Origin of the sequence: Oerskovia paurometabola, assembly GCF_016907365.1 — a bacterium.
Lineage (GTDB): Bacteria > Actinomycetota > Actinomycetes > Actinomycetales > Cellulomonadaceae > Oerskovia > Oerskovia paurometabola.
The window spans coordinates 2683649-2700223 of the sequence record NZ_JAFBBV010000001.1 but is presented as its reverse complement, the minus strand read 5'-3'; the positions used below and the strand labels follow the sequence as shown (position 1 = coordinate 2700223).

Annotated in this window: 17 protein-coding genes and 1 other RNA gene; 11 read left to right on the top strand and 7 right to left on the bottom strand. The window is 71.2% G+C overall.

Annotated elements, in window-relative coordinates; genetic code table 11:
• Positions 1 to 32: 32 nt before the first annotated feature.
• The 5 genes from JOD48_RS12160 (at position 33) to JOD48_RS12140 (ending at position 5531) form a co-directional block, all read left to right on the top strand.
• Positions 33 to 908 carry a Nif3-like dinuclear metal center hexameric protein gene (locus tag JOD48_RS12160; RefSeq protein ID WP_204809256.1) on the top strand — a complete coding sequence of 292 codons (876 nt, stop codon included), beginning with the start codon at positions 33 to 35 and terminating at the stop codon, positions 906 to 908.
• 38 nt (positions 909 to 946) lie between these two features.
• Positions 947 to 1681 (top strand): zinc ribbon domain-containing protein, encoded by a 735-nt coding sequence (locus JOD48_RS12155; RefSeq protein WP_204809254.1) that lies wholly within the window; start codon positions 947 to 949, stop codon positions 1679 to 1681.
• 801 nt (positions 1682 to 2482) lie between these two features.
• Positions 2483 to 3055, top strand: a complete 573-nt coding sequence (locus JOD48_RS19550; protein ID WP_239527897.1) for a DUF6318 family protein — start codon at positions 2483 to 2485, stop codon at positions 3053 to 3055.
• A gap of 11 nt (positions 3056 to 3066) precedes the next feature.
• Positions 3067 to 3939, top strand: a complete 873-nt coding sequence (locus tag JOD48_RS12145; RefSeq protein ID WP_204809252.1) for a hypothetical protein — start codon at positions 3067 to 3069, stop codon at positions 3937 to 3939.
• Between the two features lie 362 nt (positions 3940 to 4301).
• On the top strand, positions 4302 to 5531 hold the full coding sequence (locus JOD48_RS12140; RefSeq protein WP_204809250.1) for a bifunctional RNase H/acid phosphatase: 1230 nt from the start codon (positions 4302 to 4304) through the stop codon (positions 5529 to 5531).
• 171 nt (positions 5532 to 5702) lie between these two features.
• On the opposite strand, the gene JOD48_RS12135 is transcribed toward JOD48_RS12140, so the two are convergent.
• A complete protein-coding gene (locus JOD48_RS12135; RefSeq protein WP_204809248.1) occupies positions 5703 to 6476 on the bottom strand; it encodes a YaaA family protein in 774 nt (257 codons plus the stop codon).
• A 100-nt stretch (positions 6477 to 6576) separates the two neighbouring features.
• Here JOD48_RS12135 and JOD48_RS12130 point away from each other — a divergent pair, with 100 nt between their 5' ends.
• The 3 genes from JOD48_RS12130 to JOD48_RS12120 all read left to right on the top strand — a co-directional run bounded on the left by JOD48_RS12130 (position 6577) and on the right by JOD48_RS12120 (position 8673).
• Positions 6577 to 6963 (top strand): tautomerase family protein, encoded by a 387-nt coding sequence (locus tag JOD48_RS12130; protein WP_204809246.1) that lies wholly within the window; start codon positions 6577 to 6579, stop codon positions 6961 to 6963.
• 14 nt (positions 6964 to 6977) lie between these two features.
• Positions 6978 to 7379: RNase P RNA component class A (gene rnpB, locus JOD48_RS12125), an RNA gene on the top strand.
• Positions 7380 to 8211: 832 nt separating this feature from the next.
• Positions 8212 to 8673: a DUF1579 family protein gene (locus JOD48_RS12120; protein WP_204809244.1), complete on the top strand. Its 462-nt coding sequence runs from the start codon at positions 8212 to 8214 to the stop codon at positions 8671 to 8673.
• Between the two features lie 33 nt (positions 8674 to 8706).
• Here JOD48_RS12120 and JOD48_RS12115 read toward each other — a convergent pair whose 3' ends face one another.
• Both JOD48_RS12115 and JOD48_RS12110 read right to left on the bottom strand, forming a co-directional pair.
• Positions 8707 to 9279, bottom strand: coding sequence for a DUF6328 family protein (locus tag JOD48_RS12115; RefSeq protein ID WP_239527401.1), 573 nt, complete (start codon positions 9277 to 9279; stop codon positions 8707 to 8709).
• A gap of 13 nt (positions 9280 to 9292) precedes the next feature.
• Positions 9293 to 9562, bottom strand: a complete 270-nt coding sequence (locus tag JOD48_RS12110) for a DUF7218 family protein (RefSeq protein ID WP_191789036.1) — start codon at positions 9560 to 9562, stop codon at positions 9293 to 9295.
• A gap of 271 nt (positions 9563 to 9833) precedes the next feature.
• Here JOD48_RS12110 and JOD48_RS12105 point away from each other — a divergent pair, with 271 nt between their 5' ends.
• Positions 9834 to 10214, top strand: coding sequence for an STAS domain-containing protein (locus JOD48_RS12105; protein WP_204809242.1), 381 nt, complete (start codon positions 9834 to 9836; stop codon positions 10212 to 10214).
• A gap of 107 nt (positions 10215 to 10321) precedes the next feature.
• Here JOD48_RS12105 and ppgK read toward each other — a convergent pair whose 3' ends face one another.
• Together ppgK and map are read right to left on the bottom strand one after the other, a co-directional pair.
• A complete protein-coding gene (gene ppgK / locus JOD48_RS12100) occupies positions 10322 to 11101 on the bottom strand; it encodes a polyphosphate--glucose phosphotransferase (RefSeq protein ID WP_191789038.1) in 780 nt (259 codons plus the stop codon).
• On the bottom strand, positions 11098 to 11979 hold the full coding sequence (gene map, locus JOD48_RS12095) for a type I methionyl aminopeptidase (RefSeq protein ID WP_204809240.1): 882 nt from the start codon (positions 11977 to 11979) through the stop codon (positions 11098 to 11100). Before map ends, ppgK begins: the two co-directional genes overlap by 4 nt.
• Before the next feature lie 100 nt (positions 11980 to 12079).
• Between map and JOD48_RS12090 the strand changes: the two genes are divergently transcribed.
• Positions 12080 to 12301 carry an SPOR domain-containing protein gene (locus JOD48_RS12090; RefSeq protein WP_138824166.1) on the top strand — a complete coding sequence of 74 codons (222 nt, stop codon included), beginning with the start codon at positions 12080 to 12082 and terminating at the stop codon, positions 12299 to 12301.
• Between the two features lie 75 nt (positions 12302 to 12376).
• Here JOD48_RS12090 and panB read toward each other — a convergent pair whose 3' ends face one another.
• Positions 12377 to 13219, bottom strand: coding sequence for a 3-methyl-2-oxobutanoate hydroxymethyltransferase (gene panB, locus JOD48_RS12085; protein WP_204809237.1), 843 nt, complete (start codon positions 13217 to 13219; stop codon positions 12377 to 12379).
• Between the two features lie 103 nt (positions 13220 to 13322).
• The gene (locus JOD48_RS12080; protein WP_204809235.1) at positions 13323 to 15062 is read right to left on the bottom strand and encodes an NAD+ synthase; all 1740 of its coding nucleotides are present in this window, start codon (positions 15060 to 15062) and stop codon (positions 13323 to 13325) included.
• A gap of 140 nt (positions 15063 to 15202) precedes the next feature.
• Between JOD48_RS12080 and JOD48_RS12075 the strand changes: the two genes are divergently transcribed.
• Entirely contained in the window at positions 15203 to 16540 is a 1338-nt protein-coding gene (locus JOD48_RS12075) for a glutamine synthetase family protein (protein WP_204809233.1), read from the top strand.
• Positions 16541 to 16575: the final 35 nt, after the last annotated feature.

The following is a 16575-nucleotide window of genomic DNA, read 5'->3' as shown; positions in this document are numbered from 1 at the left end:
CGTCGCCGGCCCGCGGCGGATAGCCTGGTCCCGTGACCGCACACCCCACGCTCGCCGACGTCGTCCGGACCCTCGAGGCGCTCTACCCGCCGTCGACCGCGGAGGGGTGGGACGCCGTCGGGCTCGTCACCGGGGACCCGGCCCAGCCCGTGCGCAAGATCCTCTTCGCGGTCGACCCCGTCGCGACCGTCGCCGACGAGGCGATCGCGTGGGGCGCCGACCTGATCGTGACCCACCACCCGCTCTTCCTGCGGCCGGTGCACTCGATCGCCGCGACGACGTTCAAGGGTTCGCTCGTGCACCGCCTCGTGCGGGCCGGGACCGGGCTGTACGTCGCGCACACCAACGCCGACGCCGCGCCGCGCGGGGTCGCCGACGCGCTCGCGGACGCGATCGGCCTCGTGGACCGGACGCCCCTCGTCCCGTCCGCACCCGACGGCGCCGCCGCCCTCGCGGAGACCGGCATCGGACGGGTGGGCCGCCTCGAGGAGCCGACGACGTTGCGCGCCTTCGCCGAGCGTGTCGCCGCCGCGCTGCCCGAGACCGAGCAAGGAGTGCGCGTCGCGGGCGACCTCGACGCGACCGTGAGCACCGTGGCCGTCGTCGGCGGCTCGGGCGACTCGCTGTTCGACGCCGTCCGCAGCGCGGGCGCCGACGTCTACGTCACCGCGGACCTACGCCACCACCCCGCGTCCGAGCTGCGCGAGCGCGCCGAGTTCGAGGGGGGCGCCGCGGGCGGGCCGTTCCTCGTCGACGTCGCGCACTTCGCGAGCGAGTGGCCCTGGCTGCGCTACGCGGCCGCCGACCTGACCGAACGGCTCGCAGATACGGGTACGGTGGATACCCGCGTGAGCGTCCGCCGGACCGACCCCTGGACCGCCCGGATCGGCTCCGCGCACCGCGCCTGACACGGCGCCCCACAACTGCATCGAAAGGAACGCATCCTGTGAGCACTGCACCCCCCGAGGACCAGCGACGACTGCTGGAGGTCCAGGCACTCGACACCCGCCTGCAGCAGCTCACGCACAAGCGCGCCTCCCTGCCCTCGATCGCCCGCATCGCGGAGCTCGACGCGCAGATCTCCGACCTCAGCACCTCGCTCGTCGCGTCCCGCACCGCCGTGAGCGACCTCAAGCGAGAGCTCACCAAGGCCGAGGGCGACGTCGAGCAGGTCCGCAACCGCGCGGCGCGCGACCAGACCCGCCTCGACTCCGGCCAGGTCGGCGCCAAGGACGCCCAGGCGCTCGTCGGTGAGCTCGAGTCGCTGTCCCGCCGCCAGGAAGTTCTCGAGGAGATCGAGCTCGGCGTCATGGAGCGCCTCGAGGCCCACGAAGAGGCGCTCGCCAAGCTCGACGCCGCCAACGACGAGCTCGTCGCCGCCAAGCGCGAGGTCGAGGACGAGCGCGACGCACAGCTTGCCGAGGTCGACGCCGAGGTCGCGACCGTCACCGCCGCACGCGCCAAGGCCGTCGACGGGATCGACGCCGGGCTCGTCACCCTCTACGACCGCCTGCGCAACCAGCTCGGAGGTCTGGGCGCCGCCGTGCTCAACGGCCGCCGCTGCGAAGGCTGCCGCCTCGAGCTCAACCCGTCCGACGTCGCCGCGATCAAGGCCAAGGGGCCCGAGCAGGTCGCGCGCTGCGAGGAGTGCTCGCGCATCCTGGTGCGGCTCGACGCCTGACCCGTCCTGCTGCGGCCTGAGGCCCTGTCCCCGTCGTCGGGGGCGGGGCCTCGGTGGTTTCCGGGGGGTTCTGCTGGGGGCGGGCCGATGTGCCGGGGCGGGGTCGGTGCCGGTGCGGGTCGCCGAGAACGAGGTTGAGGTCGTTGTGGGGCGGTTGGCGGCCTCAAGGTCGTGGTCGAAGCGGCGAAAGGTCGTGGTCGGGGTTTCCCGTTCCGAGGGGCCTGGTGCTGCGCGTCGTCGAGGCGCCGAATGTGTAGTTCGGGCGGTAGGGATGGGGGTGTTGACGACCCGAACTGCACACTCGGTGATCGTGATCGTGATCGTGCTTGTGGACGTGTCCGGTCTGGGGCCGCGTGGTGTGTCGGTGCCGAGCATGCGGTTGGCGTCGTGTTCTTCGGGGGTCTCGGCGTCGAACATGCTGTTGGCGTTGAGATTGGGCCGGATTGGGACGCCAACCGCATGCTCGGGTGACGGTAGCCGCATGTTCGGCTCGTGCTGGGTGCTGGGTGCTGGGTGTTGGGCTGTAGGTTGCGGGGCGGGACCAGCGTGGGCGAGAGATTGATGGTTGTCCACAGCCTGGGACGAGGGGTTCCGGTGGGGTGCTTTGACCCGTTAGGTTCCTGGGGAGGCAGGGGCGGTGTGGCCCTGTGCCGGGTACCTACCGAGGGGGCAGGGATGGGTTCGCAGGGGTTGGCCGGGCGCGGCAGACGGCATGCCGCACAGGTCGTGGGCTGGGCGGGTCCGGGAAGCGATCCTGCTCCCGCTGCAGGTGCACGGCGGCGTCGGGGTGCGTTGGTGCTGATGGGCGCGGTGCTCGCCAGCCTGGTGGCGGGGTGTTCGTCGACTGATCCGGTGATCGAGTCGCCAGCACCGGTGGTGAGTGAAGAGCCGAGCCCCACCCCGAACCCGACGCCGAAGCCGACTCCGGCGGGGCCGGTGAAGCCCGAGCGGCCGGCGGACATGGACCGAACCGACGAGGTCGGGGCTGCGGCGGCGGCGACGTACTTCCTGGAGCTGTATCCGTATGTCATGGCTACCGGCGACTTAGCGGAGTGGGACGCCATGACCTGGGCGGAACTCTGCGGATTCTGCACCGCGGTGCGAGACCAGGCGCAGGAGATCTCTCGTGATGGAAACACCTATGTCGGGGGCGCGGTCGATGCCGAGGTGATCAAGACTTACGCTCTTGACGATCTGGTTGGCGGCTACCCCCTAGACGTCCAGGTCGCGATCGCGAGCGCGGTTCTCCTTGATCCGTCGGGAGTGGAGGTTGATCGTCAGGAAGCGCAGTCCGATCCGTACCGGGTTGAGTTGCTGCATGACGGCACCACATGGCGTCTCCTAACGGTTTCGACCGAGATGCCAGTCTCGTGACCCTCGGGGCCGTGGCGACGGCGGTGACAACCTCGACTCTTATCGGTGGCCTCCTTGCAGCATCGAGCTCCATCGACTTCGATAGCAAGGCGGAGAACGACTCAATCGACGTCAAGGCTGTCGATGTGTCCGCCGACGGATCGGCGCATCGGCCGCGGAATGCGGATGGTTCGCCAGCGTCGGAGGAGTTTCGGCGGATGCCCGCGTCGATCTGTTTCACGGATGACTTCCCGACGACCAAGGGGCAGGTGGGGGCGTGCGGGCCGGGGGAGCGTGAGGGGGCACTGGTCGTGGCGTGCGATGCGGAGCAGGTCGCGTTGGACCCGATCTTCAAGCAGACCTGGGTCAACAATCCGGACGGCACGATCAGTGGCCTGTCCGGTTGGGAGCTGCAGAACCCGGCCGATCCGGGGGACTGCCTGGCCGCAGTGGACCTGGCGCCCCTGGCCGAGGCCGAGTTCCAGCGCCTGACGATCGCCCCGTCCCCGGTCACGATCCAGCCCCCTGACGGCTGGACCCTGGTCAACGTCGACACGATCACCTATACCAGGCCCACACCCCAGACGTTCACGACGATCTTGCTGGGTATCCCCGTCACGATCGAGGCCACGCCGGTCAGCTTCACCTGGGACTACGACGACGGCACCACGCCCGTGACGACCTCGGACCCGGGCCAGGCCTACCCCCACCACACCGTGGCGCACGTCTACACCCAGGAAGCTACCGCGACCATCACCTTGGCCACGACCTGGCACGGCCGCTTCCAGATCACCGGCTCCGCCACCTGGACTCCCATCACCGGCACCGCCCACACCACGACCACCGCCCCGCCCCTGACCATCCACGAAGCCCGCTCCCGCCTCGTCACCGAGCCCCTCGACTGAACGAGATGCTGCTCGTTGTCGCCCGGCAGCACTCACGAGCGACAACGAGCAGCATCTCGGTGCCAGCCAGCGATCAGCCAGCCAGCGACCCGGCGAGCCAGCGGCCCCGCAGCCAGCCGCTGCGGGGAGTGCCTCCAACGCCGTCGGTTCGACGCCAGCAGCCCGGGCGAGGAACACTGAGGCGACCGCTCGGTGCGGGTCCCGGCCATGAACTGTGACTCAGGTGGGTCCGGACAGCGACGTTCGCCCGGGACGGACGGACGGCCGGTCAGACCGACCGACCGACCGGTCCGACCGACCGGCCGACCGGGCACACCGACCGAGCGGATCGACAGGACGATGGCAGACGTGGAGGACGAGGCATGGGTAGGACGTTGATCGTCGAGGCGGACGGGGGATCGCGCGGCAACCCCGGTCCTGCGGGATACGGTGCGCTCGTCCGCGACGCCCTGACGGGCGAGGTGCTGGCCGAACGTGCTCGGTACCTCGGCGTCGTATCGAACAACGTCGCCGAGTACTCCGGGCTGGTCGCGGGGCTCGACGCCGCGCGGAAGATCGACCCCGAGGCGCGCGTCGTCGTCCGCATGGACTCCAAGCTCGTCGTCGAGCAGATGTCGGGACGCTGGAAGATCAAGCACGAGGACATGCGGCGGCTCGCGGCCGAGGCGGCGCTGATCCTGCCCGCGTCGCAGGTCACCTACGAGTGGGTGCCGCGCGCCGACAACTCCGATGCCGACGCCCTCGCGAACCAGGTCATGGACTCGCGCGGCGAGATCGCCCACGACTACTCGGCGGCCGACACCACACCTGTGACCGACCAGGGGCAGGCGGACCCGGACCCGGCAGTCGAGGAGCCGGCCGACGCGAGCGGTGCGCCCGGTGCCGTCGCTGCTGGCCCTGGTTTCGACACACCCACGCGCCCCTCGGGGGCCCGCGCCCGGTTCGACGGTGCCGAGCCGTTGACCGTCGTCCTGGTCCGGCACGGCCAGACGCCGCTCACCGTCGCGGGGGCGTACTCGGGCTCATCGGTCCCTGGCCCGTCGCTCACGGCGCGGGGTCGGGTACAGGCCGCCCAGGCGGCCGACCTGATCTATCGCGTCGGTCGGGACCGCTGGACCGACCTGCCGAAGCCGACCGAGATCGTCGCGTCGCCCATGGTCCGTGCGCAGGAGACCGCGCGGGCGGTGAGCCGCCGACTGGGCCTGCACGTCCGCACCGACGAGCGCTTCGCCGAGGTCCACTTCGGCGAGTGGGAAGGACTGACGGCTGGCCAGATCGCCGAGCGCTGGGACGGGCATCCCGAGCAGTGGCTCGTCTCGGGCACCGAGGTGGCGCCGGGCGGAGAGTCGATGGCTGACGTCGGGGACCGGGTCTGGGCCGGGCTGCAGGATCTTCTCGCGCAGGGCACTGGTCGGACCGTGGTCGTGGTGGGTCACGCGGTGCAGGTGCGCGCCGCCGTCGGGCGGGCGATCGAGGCACCGCCCTCGCGCTGGGCGGGCTTCCGGGTTCCGCCGGGGTCGGTGAGCATCGTGCGGCTGTGGGCCGACGGCGCGACCGAGCTGACCGTCGTCGGGTGCCCGAGCGAGCCCTGAGCCCCCCGCGCGCCAGTGCGCGCCCGGTGCCGAGAACGACCTCGAGGTCGCCATGAGGCCCCCATCGACCTCCACCTCGTTCTCGACCACGCGGAACCTCGTCCTCGGCGACCTGACGCCCCGGTCTCGAGCATGCGCGGCACCGTCAGGTCGCACGGCTTCGACAGAACCTCAGGAGACGACGAGCTCCAGCGTCGACGCACCGCGCGCCCCGGGGAGCAGCGTCGCGTCGAGCAGCGCGGTCCCGACCAGCTCGTACGCGGCCTTGAGCAGCTCGTCGGCCGTGTGCACGGGCTCGGCGCGTGTCAGCAGGTGTCCGGTGAGGACGCCGCGCGTGTGCTTGGCGTTGTGCGACACCACGCTGCGCTTGCCGTCGAGCTCGCGCAGCACCCGCACCGCGACGTGCTCGGCCCCGGCGGGCACCTTCCACGCGGCCGCGTAGGGCGCCGAGCGGCAGTCGATCACGACGTCGCCGGTCGCCCGCGGGTCCAGGGCTGCGGCGAGGTGGGGGCGCCACGACGGGGCGAGCGCCCCGAGCGGCGGGAGCTTGGTGCCCATCGACAGCCGGTAGGCGGGGATGCGGTCGGCGGGGGAGACCGCGCCCCACAGCGCCGACACGATCCGCACCGATTCCTCGGCCCGCGCCGCAGCGGCGGGCGGCAGGTCGGCCAGGCCGGCGGCGGCGTACAGCACCCCGCTGTAGATCTCCGCGGCGGGAGCGGTCGGTGCGGTGGTGAGCGACACGTTGCGCGCCACCTCGTCGGCGAGCCCGCTGCTCACGCCCAGGACGTCGAGCGCGTCACGTCGCCTGCTCGCGGCGACGAGCGCCTTGAGCACGGCCTTGCGGTGCCGGGTGAGCGGCGGCGAGCTGAGGGACGTGAGGTCGAGGGGAGCGCCGTCGTCGGGCACGGACTTTCCCTCGGAGGGCGGCAGGAGCAGAAGCACACCGCCACTCTAGGGCGGGCGCGGCGGCCCTCCTGCCCGTCGCGCGCGTGGCGATGGTCACCCGTGGCACACCCCGGGCTGCGGCGCTAGGTTGTGCCGCATGGTCCAGGTCAAGATCTACGGCACCCGCACGGTCTGGGAGATGAAGCGCGAGGACATCTCCGACGCGATCCACCGCGCGGTCGTCGGCGCCTGGGGGCTCCCGAAGGACAAGCGGTTCCACCGCTTCCTCCTCATGGAGGACGGCGACCTGGTCGCGCCGCAGCGCAGTGACGCGTACCTCGTGATCGAGGTGGTGTGCTTCACGGGCCGCTCGCGCGAGGCCAAGCGGGCGCTCATCGCCGCGATGTTCGACGACGTCGCGCCCTTCCTGGGACTGGCGGCGGACGACCTCGAGGTCGTCATCCTCGAGAGCCCGCCCGAGAGCTGGGGCATCCGCGGCAAGAGCGGCGACGAGCTCGCGCTGGGCTACCGCGTGGACGTGTAGGCTGCGTGAGCGGATGAGTCGGTCAGACGGCCGCGTCGGCGCCCTCGTGGCGTCGCCGAGGAACGTCCGGGCTCCACAGGGCAAGGTGGTGGGTAACGCCCACCCGGGGTGACCCGCGGGACAGTGCCACAGAGAACAGACCGCCTCCCACGACTCCGGTCGCGGGCGGTAAGGGTGAAACGGTGGTGTAAGAGACCACCAGCGGGCCAGGTGACTGGTCCGGCTAGGTAAACCCCACCTGGAGCAAGGTCAGACAGACTGTGTTGGAGGGCGGCCCGCCCGATTCTCTGATGAGAAGCACAGTCGGGTAGACCGCTGGAGGCGTGCGGCAACGTACGTCGTAGATGGATGGCCGTCACCCGTGCGGGGGCAACCGCGCGCGGGGACAGAACCCGGCGTACCGACCGACTCATCCGCCCTCACCTCGCTGACCTGCGAAGACGCGGTCAGGAGGTCGCGACAGTCCGCACAGATGGTGTCTTGCGGTTGGGTGCGGACTTCTCCGAGAGTCCGCTCGTGAACGAATGCGTGTCCCTCAGATCTGCCTGAGACTGCCCTGAAGACAGAAGCGCGGGGTCAATCGGTCTAGCGCAGGGGTCGAAGGTTGCGTGTTGATTGCTTGCTACCGAAGATCTGTGTCTGACGGAGATTGGCTCAATCGACGCCTCGGAGGGCCCCGCAAGAGGCCCCCGCTCCAAACGCACGGGGTGGGGACCTCTTGCGCCTAGGAGCTAGCCCTTGCTAGTGCACTGCGTGCACCGCCGAAAACCACCGGTACCCGGCAGCCGGTTGTGGGCCGGGATCTGCTGACCCGTGGGACAGTCGTTGTGATCGTGATAGACGTCCGGGTCCGAGGCGTTCCTCGAGTGGTACGCGCTGACCTTTGCCATTTCGGCTCCTTCGCCGTGAGGCTCCCCCTGATTGGAAGCCGGTGTCCAGCACCGTAGAGCCTGCTCGTACGTCCGTGCCAGAGCGATCTGCGAAGTTCACCCAGCGGGGTGACGCCCCGGCGGCTCTGGCCTTTCCGCTGCGTGCGCATGGATGGAGAGAGGTGGGTGTGAAGCGTTCACATCGTCCGAAGTCGCAATAGCCCGGAGCAATTCGATTCGGCAGTTCTGGTCTGCTGTGCAGACGAGAACTCCAGGTGGGCCAAGCCCGACTCATCCGCCCTCACCTCCGACCCGGCGTCGCCGGAGGCCCCAGTGCACGCCCCTGTCCTCCACCTCAGCCCGTCAGTAGGCTGGCGGTATGAGGATCGTCGAGTGCTTGGCTCCCCTCGTGGGGCAGTGGCAGGGCGTGCACCGCCAGCGTCTCCTCCCGACCGACGAGTTCGTCGCGTCGGCCGCGACCGCGTCGGTCACGGTCACGGCGCGCGAGTACGTATCGCTCGCGTACACGTGGTCCGACGGCGACGCACCCCAGGAGGGGCTGCTCCTCCTGAGCGGCGGCTCGGGCGAGGAGGGGGTGTCGGCGGTGTGGCTCGACTCGTGGCACTCGTCGCCCGCGTGGATGCTCTTCAGTGGGACGGTGGGGGACGACGGCGTCGTGCGACTCACGGGGAGCTACGCGGCCCCGGAGGGCCCCGACTGGGGCTGGCAGATCTTCGTCGCGCCGGTCGAGGGCGGCGGCGGGCGCATGACCATGCTCAACCTGGTGCCGGGCGAGGCCGCGTACGAGGCCGTCGAGGCCGTCTACGACCACCGGGTCTGAACGCCGCGACCGGCTACTCGTCGCCCGCTCGTCCTACGCGTCGCCCGCTCGCGCCCGCCGCATCAGCCCGAGCGGCAGCGCGACCCACAGCAGCGCGAACAGCACGAGTGCGCCGACCGCTGCGATGACCGCGGCCGTCCAGCCGACGACGACGTCGAAGATCAGCAGCACCGTCCCCGTGACGACGAGCGCGAGGACCACGAGCCCCACCCGCGCCAGCCGGTCGGCCGACGTGACGAGCCGCGCTTTGAGGTGCTGGCGGAACAGCATGCGGTGCAGCGAGACGGGGGCCACGAGGAGCCCCGTCGCGAGCACCGAGAGCACCACGAGGCACAGGTAGACGTTGCGCTGCGCGGAGTCGAGCTCGCCGAAACGCTGCTGGAACGGCAGCGTGAGCAGGAAGCCGGTGAGGATCTGCACGCCCATCTGCGTGACGCGCAGCTCCTGGAGAAGCTCGGCCCAGTTCCGGTCGGCCCGCTCGTCGTCGGTCTCGTCCCGCGAGTCGTGGCGCGGGCGGTCCCGCACGCCATCGGGCTGCCCGGTGCCGGCCCCGTCGCCCGAGGTGCCCGATCCCGCGGGGCCGCCGGCGTCGGCCCCTCTGTTCATCCGGCTGCCCCGCTCAGTGGTTCCGCAGCGCGGAGATGAGCTCGCCCTTGCGCATGGTCGAGCGGCCCTCGACGCCGACCTCGCGGGCGCGCTTGCGCAGCTCGGCGACGCTCCAGTCCTCGTAGGCGGGTGAGGAGCCTCCCTTGGCCCCGACCTCGCTCCGGGACGACGCGGCGGCCGCGTTCGCGATCCGCGCGGACTTCTCCTTCGAGTTCCCCTCGTCGCGCAGCGACTCGTACAGCTCCTTGTCCTTGACGGACGGGCCGGGGTCTCGCCTGGGCATGGTGTCCACCTCTCGGGTCGGGTCGTGGCAGGTCGTCCGACCGTACGACGACGGCGCTCCACTCGCGCGAGAAAGTGCGCTCAGGTGGTGCAGACCCGGTCAGACCGCCACGAGCAGGGGGAGGATTCGCCCGGAGATGCACCTGATGCCCGCTCCAGGTAAAGCAATCCCCAGAATGCTGTCATGCGGGCGCCTGGAGGGGGTACTCTTGCTCTGTTGGCGGCACTGCAGGCGTCGGGTGCCGAGAACGCGACGAGCGGGGGCTCACGTCATGACTGCGAGCAGGACAACGACGACGACAGGCGGGATCACGCTCTTCGAGCAGCCCGACACGAGCGTGGTGGACATGTGGGGCGAGATCGACGTCGCCCTGCGGAGCGAGGCGAGTGCGGCCCTGGCGAACGCCCTGGACCGTGACGTGCCCGTGGTGATCGACACCTCGAAGGTGACGTTCATGGACTCGACCGGGATCGCCTTCCTGGTGCAGTTCTACACGATCGGCAGCGAGGAAGGGCTCCAGGTGAGCCTGCGCAACCCGCCGACGGTCGTGACCGACGTCCTGGAGATGCTGGGCGTGATCGACATCTTCCCGTCGCTGCCGCACCACCAGATCGAGCATCCGGTCGAGGACAGGCATCACAGCACGGTCTGAGCCCGGACGACCGGTCGGCCTGACCCGCCGGGCGGGTCAGGCCGAACCGAGCCAGGCCCACAGGCGCGAGCCAGGCCGACCGCACGTCGGGCGACCGGCACGGGCTCTTACGCGAGCCCGGCCCCTTCGGCGGCCAGCGCCGCGGCCCCGACGATCCCCGCCGCGTTGCGCAGCTTCGCGGGGACGATCGGCGCCTTGAGGTCGAGCAGCGGCAGGAAGTTCTCGTGGTGCTTGGAGATCCCGCCACCGACCACGATGAGGTCGGGAGAGAAGAGCATCTCGACGACGTCGAAGTAGCGCTGGAGCCGCGCGGCCCACTCCTCCCACGAGAGGTCCTCGCGGCTGCGCGCCGACTCCGCGGCCCGGGACTCGGCGTCGAACCCGTCGATCTCGAGGTGGCCCAGCTCGGTGTTGGGCACGAGGACCCCGTCGACGACGAGCGCGCTGCCGATGCCCGTCCCGAGCGTCGCGAGCAGCACGGTGCCGCGCGCGTCCTTCGCGGCGCCGTAGCGGACCTCGCCGATCCCCGCGGCGTCGGCGTCGTTGACGGCGACGACGTGCCGACCGGTCTCCTTCTTGATCAGCGCGGGCAGGTCGACGCCCTTCCACGACTTGTCGAGGTTCGCGATGAACCCGATGACGCCGTGGCGGATGGGCCCGGGGAACGCGACGCCGATCGGGACGTCGTGCGGCAGGTCGTACTCGTCGACGAGCTCGGCGATGACCTTGGCGACGGCCTCGGGGGTCGAGGGCTGCGGCGTCGGGATGCGGTGGCGCTCCTGGGCGAACTCGCCCGTCGAGAGGTCGACCGGCGCGCCCTTGATGCCGCTGCCGCCGACGTCGATCCCGAACGCGAGGCCGTGGTGGTGGTGTGAGTGCTTGCTCATGGCAGGGTCAGGATCTCCGCTCCGTCTTCGGTGACGACCAGGGTGTGCTCGAACTGGGCGGTCAGTGACCGGTCCGCGGTGACTACGGTCCACCCGTCGTCCCACATCTGCCACTCGGGGCCGCCCAGCGTCAGCATGGGTTCGATGGTGAAGACCATCCCTGGTTCGATGATGGTGTCGTGGTCGGGGGCCGCGTCGTAGTGCGGGATCACGAGGCCCGAGTGGAAGGCCTCCCCGACGCCGTGACCGGTGTACTCGCGCACCACGCCGTACCCGTGGCGGTGCGCGTACTTCTCGATGACGCGGCCCAGGACGTTGACCTCGCGCCCGGGGCGCACGGCCTTGATGGCCCGGTCGAGGGACTCGCGCGTGCGCTGGACGAGCAGCGCGGCCTCCTCGCTGATCTCGCCGGCCGCGAAGGTCGCGTTGTTGTCGCCGTGGACGCCGCCGATGTACGCGGTGATGTCGACGTTGACGATGTCCCCCTCGACCATCTCGGTCGAGTCGGGGATCCCGTGGCACACGACCTCGTTGAGGGACGTGCACAGGGACTTGGGGAACCCGCGGTAGCCCAGCGTCGAGGGGTAGGCGCCGTGGTCGAGGAGGAACTCGTGCCCGATGCGGTCGAGCTCGTCGGTGGTCACCCCCGGGGCGACGTGCATCCCGACCTCGGCGAGGGCCTGGGCCGCGATGCGGCTCGCGACGCGGATGCGGTCGAGCGTCTCGGGGTCCACGACGTCGTCGCCCGTGAACGGCTGCGGGCCGGGCTTCCCGACGTACTCGGGTCGCGCGATCGAGCGCGGCACGGCGCGTGGCGGTGAGACCGTCCCGGGGACCAGAGGTCCGCGCGGGGCGGTCAGGGCGGGTGAACCGGGCATCGTGCCAGTCTACGGAGGTGAGCACCGCCGGGTCGTCCATCCTCGCCGCGCGCGTCCGCCCGTCGCGCGCGAGGACGCGTCGGTGCGGCAGGATCGTCCCATGACGAAGGAACGATTCTCCGACGACGGTGACCCGGCCACCGAAGACCAGTACTACTTCGACACGCGCACGGGCGAGGTGTCGAAGGGCCCGCAGTCGACGTGGTCGTCGCGCATGGGGCCGTACCCGACGCGTGAGGCCGCGGCCAAGGCGCTCGAGCTCGCGCGTGCTCGCTCCGAGGCGTGGGACGAGGAGGAGCGCGAGCGCGAGCAGGACCGGTGACGTCCTGCCCGACGGCGCCGCTCGCCCGGGTGCACCGGTGCACCCGGGCGCGCGCCGCCGTCGGGCGGGGGAGCGCTACTTCTCGAAGCTGTGCGCCGCGTCCGGGAACGTCCCGCCCTTGACCTCGGCCGCGTAGTCCTGCGCGGCCCTGCCCAGGGCCTCGCCGATCTCCGCGAAGCGCTTGGCGAAGCGCGGCGACCACTCGGTCATGCCCGCGAGATCGGTCCAGACGAGGACCTGGCCGTCGCAGTCAGGGCCGGCGCCGATGCCGATGGTCGGGATGCGCACGATCTCGGTGACGCGCGCGGCGACCTCGACCGGGACCATCTCCAGGACGAGGGCCACTGCCCCGGCGTCCGTGACCGCGAGGGCGTCCTCGCACAGGATCTCCGCGGCCTCGTCCCCGCGGCCCTGCACGCGCGGCCCACCCAGGATGTTCTCCGACTGGGGCGTGAACCCCAGGTGCGCGACGACGGGGATGCCCGCGTCGGTCAGCGCACGGATCTGCGCGGCCGAGCGGCGCCCGCCCTCGAGCTTGACCGCGTGCGCGCCCGTCTCCTTCATGATGCGCACGCCCGTCGCGAGGGCCTGCTCGGGCCCGGCCTCGTACGAGCCGAACGGCAGGTCGACGATCACGAGCGCGCGACGGGCTGCCCGGGCGACGCCGCGCGCGGCCGGGATCATGTCGTCGACCGTCACGGGCAGCGTGGTCTGGTGACCGTGCATGGTGTTCCCGATCGAGTCCCCGACGAGGAGCATGTCGATGCCCGCCTCGTCGAAGATGCGGGCGGTCGCCGCGTCGTACGCGGTGAGCATCGTGAGCTTCTCGTGCCGCGCCTTGGCCTCCGCGAGGTGGTGGACGCGGAAGCGCTTGACGGGCGTGGCCGGGGTCTGGCCGGGCTGGGTGTGTGCGGACATGCTCTCGTCTCTCCAGGTCGTGCGGCCCGTCGGTGGTCGGCGGGCCGGTCGTTCGGGAAGCGGATGGGTGGCGTGCGACGGGCGCGCGGGCCTGCCGGTCGGGCTACTCGACCGGCTCGCGCCAGCGGGACGTGACGGGCAGGCGACGGTCGCGGCCGAAGGCCAGCGACGTGACCTTGGGGCCGAGCGGGTACTGGCGGCGCTTCCACTCGGCGCGGTCGACGAGCGTCACGACCTTGTCGACGACCTCGGGGTCGAACCCGCGCGCGAGCAGCTCGGCGCGCCCCTCGGCGTGCTCGATGTACGCGTCGAGGACCTCGTCGAGCAGGTCGTAGGGGGGCAGGGAGTCCTGGTCGGTCTGGCCGGGGCGCAGCTCGGCCGAGGGCGGCTTGGTGATCGAGGACTCGGGGATCGGGGGGATCTCGCCCGCTTCGAGCGCGGCGTTGTTGCGCCACCGGGCGAGGGCCCACACGCGCGACTTGTCGACGTCCTTGAGCGGCGCGTACCCGCCGATGCTGCCCGCGTCGTAGATGGTCGCGTACCCGACGGCGAGCTCGGACTTGTTGCCGGGGGCGATGACGAGGTGGCCCTCGCGGTTGGAGATCGCCATGAGGACCACGCCGCGCACGCGCGCCTGGAGGTTCTCCTCGGCGACGCCCTCGAGCGCGAGCTGACCCTGGAAGGCGTCGACCATGGGCGCGATGGGCTGCACGCGGTAGTCGGCGCCGAGCCTCTTGGCGAGGTCGGCGGCGTCGTCCTTGCTGTGCTCCGACGAGTACGTCGAGGGCATCGAGACGCCGACGACGTTCTGCCCGCCGATCGCGTCGGCCGCGATCGTCGCGGACAGCGCCGAGTCGATCCCGCCCGACAGGCCCAGGACGATCGACCGGAAGCCGTTCTTGCGCACGTACCCGGCCAGGCCCGTGACGCAGGCCCGGTACACCTCCTCGTCGGGGGGCAACGGGGCCGCGACGCGGCCCGTCGGGTAGGTGATCGCCGCGGCGTCGCCGGCGGACGAGGTTCGCTCGGGCAGGTCCCAGACCAGCAGGTCCTCGACGAACTGCGGCGCCGAGGTGAGCAGCGCGCCGTCGGGCCCGACGACGAACGACCCGCCGTCGAACACCAGGTCGTCCTGGCCGCCGACCATGTTGACGTACGCGACCGGGGCGTCCACCTCGCGCGCCCGACGCGCGGCGAGGTCGGTGCGGACGTGCCCCTTGCCCTCCTCGTAGGGCGAGCCGTTGAGCACGAGGAGCAGGTCGATCCCGTGCCCGGCCTCGTCGAGCGCGCCGAGCGTCGCGACGGGGCCGCCGTCCTGCCAGATGTCCTCGCAGATCACGATGCCGACCGAGCGACCGGCGATCTCCAGGACGAGCGGCTCGGTGCCGGGGGCGAAGATGCGGAACTCGTCGAACACGCCGTAGTTCGGCAGGTGGTGCTTGTCGTAGGACGCGACGACCTTCCCGTGCTGGATCGCGACCGCTCGGTTGGTCGGGAGGTCGGTGGGAGAGCCCGACGCCTCGCGCTCGGCGGCACCCGCGCCGCGCGGTAGCGCGGTCTCGGAGGTGCCCACGGTGCCCAGGACGACCGTCACGTGACCCAGGCCCTCGCGCTCGAGCTGGGCGGCGACGTCGGCCGCCGCGTCCCAGGCCGCGCGACGGAACGAGGCGCGCAGCGCGAGGTCCTCGATGGGGTAGCCCGTGAGGGTCATCTCGGGGAAGGCCACGACGTCGGCGCCCTCGCCGGCCGCCCGCCTGGTCCACTCGAGGATCGCCGCCGTGTTCTGGTCGATCGCTCCCACGCACGTGTCGATCTGTGCGAGGGCGATCCGCAGGTCTGCCATGCCCGCCAGCCTATGCGAACCCGCCGGTCAGGTGCCCACCCGCCCCCGACCTGCGCCGGTCGTGGCACGCTGGGGACACGTCGGCCGCGTCAGGGCGCGACGTAACCCGCTCGTCACACTCTTCAGGCAGGATGTAGCCCATGGACAGGCAGCAGGAGTTCGTGCTCCGCACGGTCGAGGAGCGCGACATCCGCTTCATCCGTCTCTGGTTCACCGACGTGCTGGGGATGCTCAAGTCGGTCGCCGTGGCTCCCGCGGAGCTCGAGTCCGCGTTCGCGGAGGGCATCGGCTTCGACGGCAGCTCGATCGAGGGCCTCACTCGTGTGTACGAGGCCGACATGATCGCGCGCCCCGACCCCACCACGTTCCAGGTGCTCCCGTGGCGCGGGGAGCGGCACGGGACCGCGAGGATGTTCTGCGACATCCTCACCCCGGACGGCGAGCCCTCGCTCGCCGACTCGCGCAACGTGCTCAAGCGCGCGCTCGCCAAGGCGAGCGACAAGGGCTTCACGTTCTACACGCACCCCGAGGTCGAGTTCTACCTCTTCAACCACCCGGCCGACGCCTCGGCGCCGCTCGTGCCGGTCGACCAGGGCGGGTACTTCGACCACCTGGCCCGGGGATCGACGCACGACTTCCGCCGCGCCGCGATCACGATGCTCGAGTCGATGGGCATCTCGGTCGAGTTCTCCCACCACGAGGCGGGCCCCGGCCAGAACGAGATCGACCTGCGCTACGCCGACGCCCTGACGACGGCCGACAACCTCATGACGTTCCGCACGGTCGTCAAGGAGGTCGCCCTGGAGCAGGGGGTCTTCGCGTCGTTCATGCCCAAGCCCATGGCGGACCAGCCCGGCTCGGGGATGCACACGCACCTGTCGCTGTTCGAGGGGGACCGCAACGCGTTCCACGAGCCCGGCGCGCAGTTCGAGCTGTCGAGGACGGCGCGCTCGTTCATCGCGGGCCTGCTGGTCCACGCGGCGGAGATCACCGCGATCACGAACCAGTACGTCAACTCGTACAAGCGCCTGTGGGGCGGGGCCGAGGCCCCGAGCTACGTGTGTTGGGGCCACAACAACCGCTCGGCGCTCGTGCGCGTGCCCATGTACAAGCCGGGCAAGGGGAACTCGAGCCGGATCGAGTACCGCGCGCTGGACTCCGCGACCAACCCGTACCTCGCGTACGCGGTCATCCTCGCGGCGGGCCTCAAGGGCATCGAGGAGGGCTACGAGCTGCCCGAGGCCACCGAGGACGACGTGTGGGAGCTGACCGACGCAGAGCGCCGCGCGCTCGGGATCAAGCCGCTGCCGCAGTCGCTCGACGCCGCGATCCAGATCATGGAGACGTCCGAGCTCGTCGCCGAGACCCTGGGCGAGCACGTGTTCGACTTCGTGCTGCGCAACAAGCGCCAGGAGTGGGACGCGTACCGGTCGCAGGTCACGCCGTTCGAGCTGAAGCGGTTCCTCCAGGTCCTGTGAGCCAGTCCTCCCGTCGGTCGGTCGGGTCCCGGTGG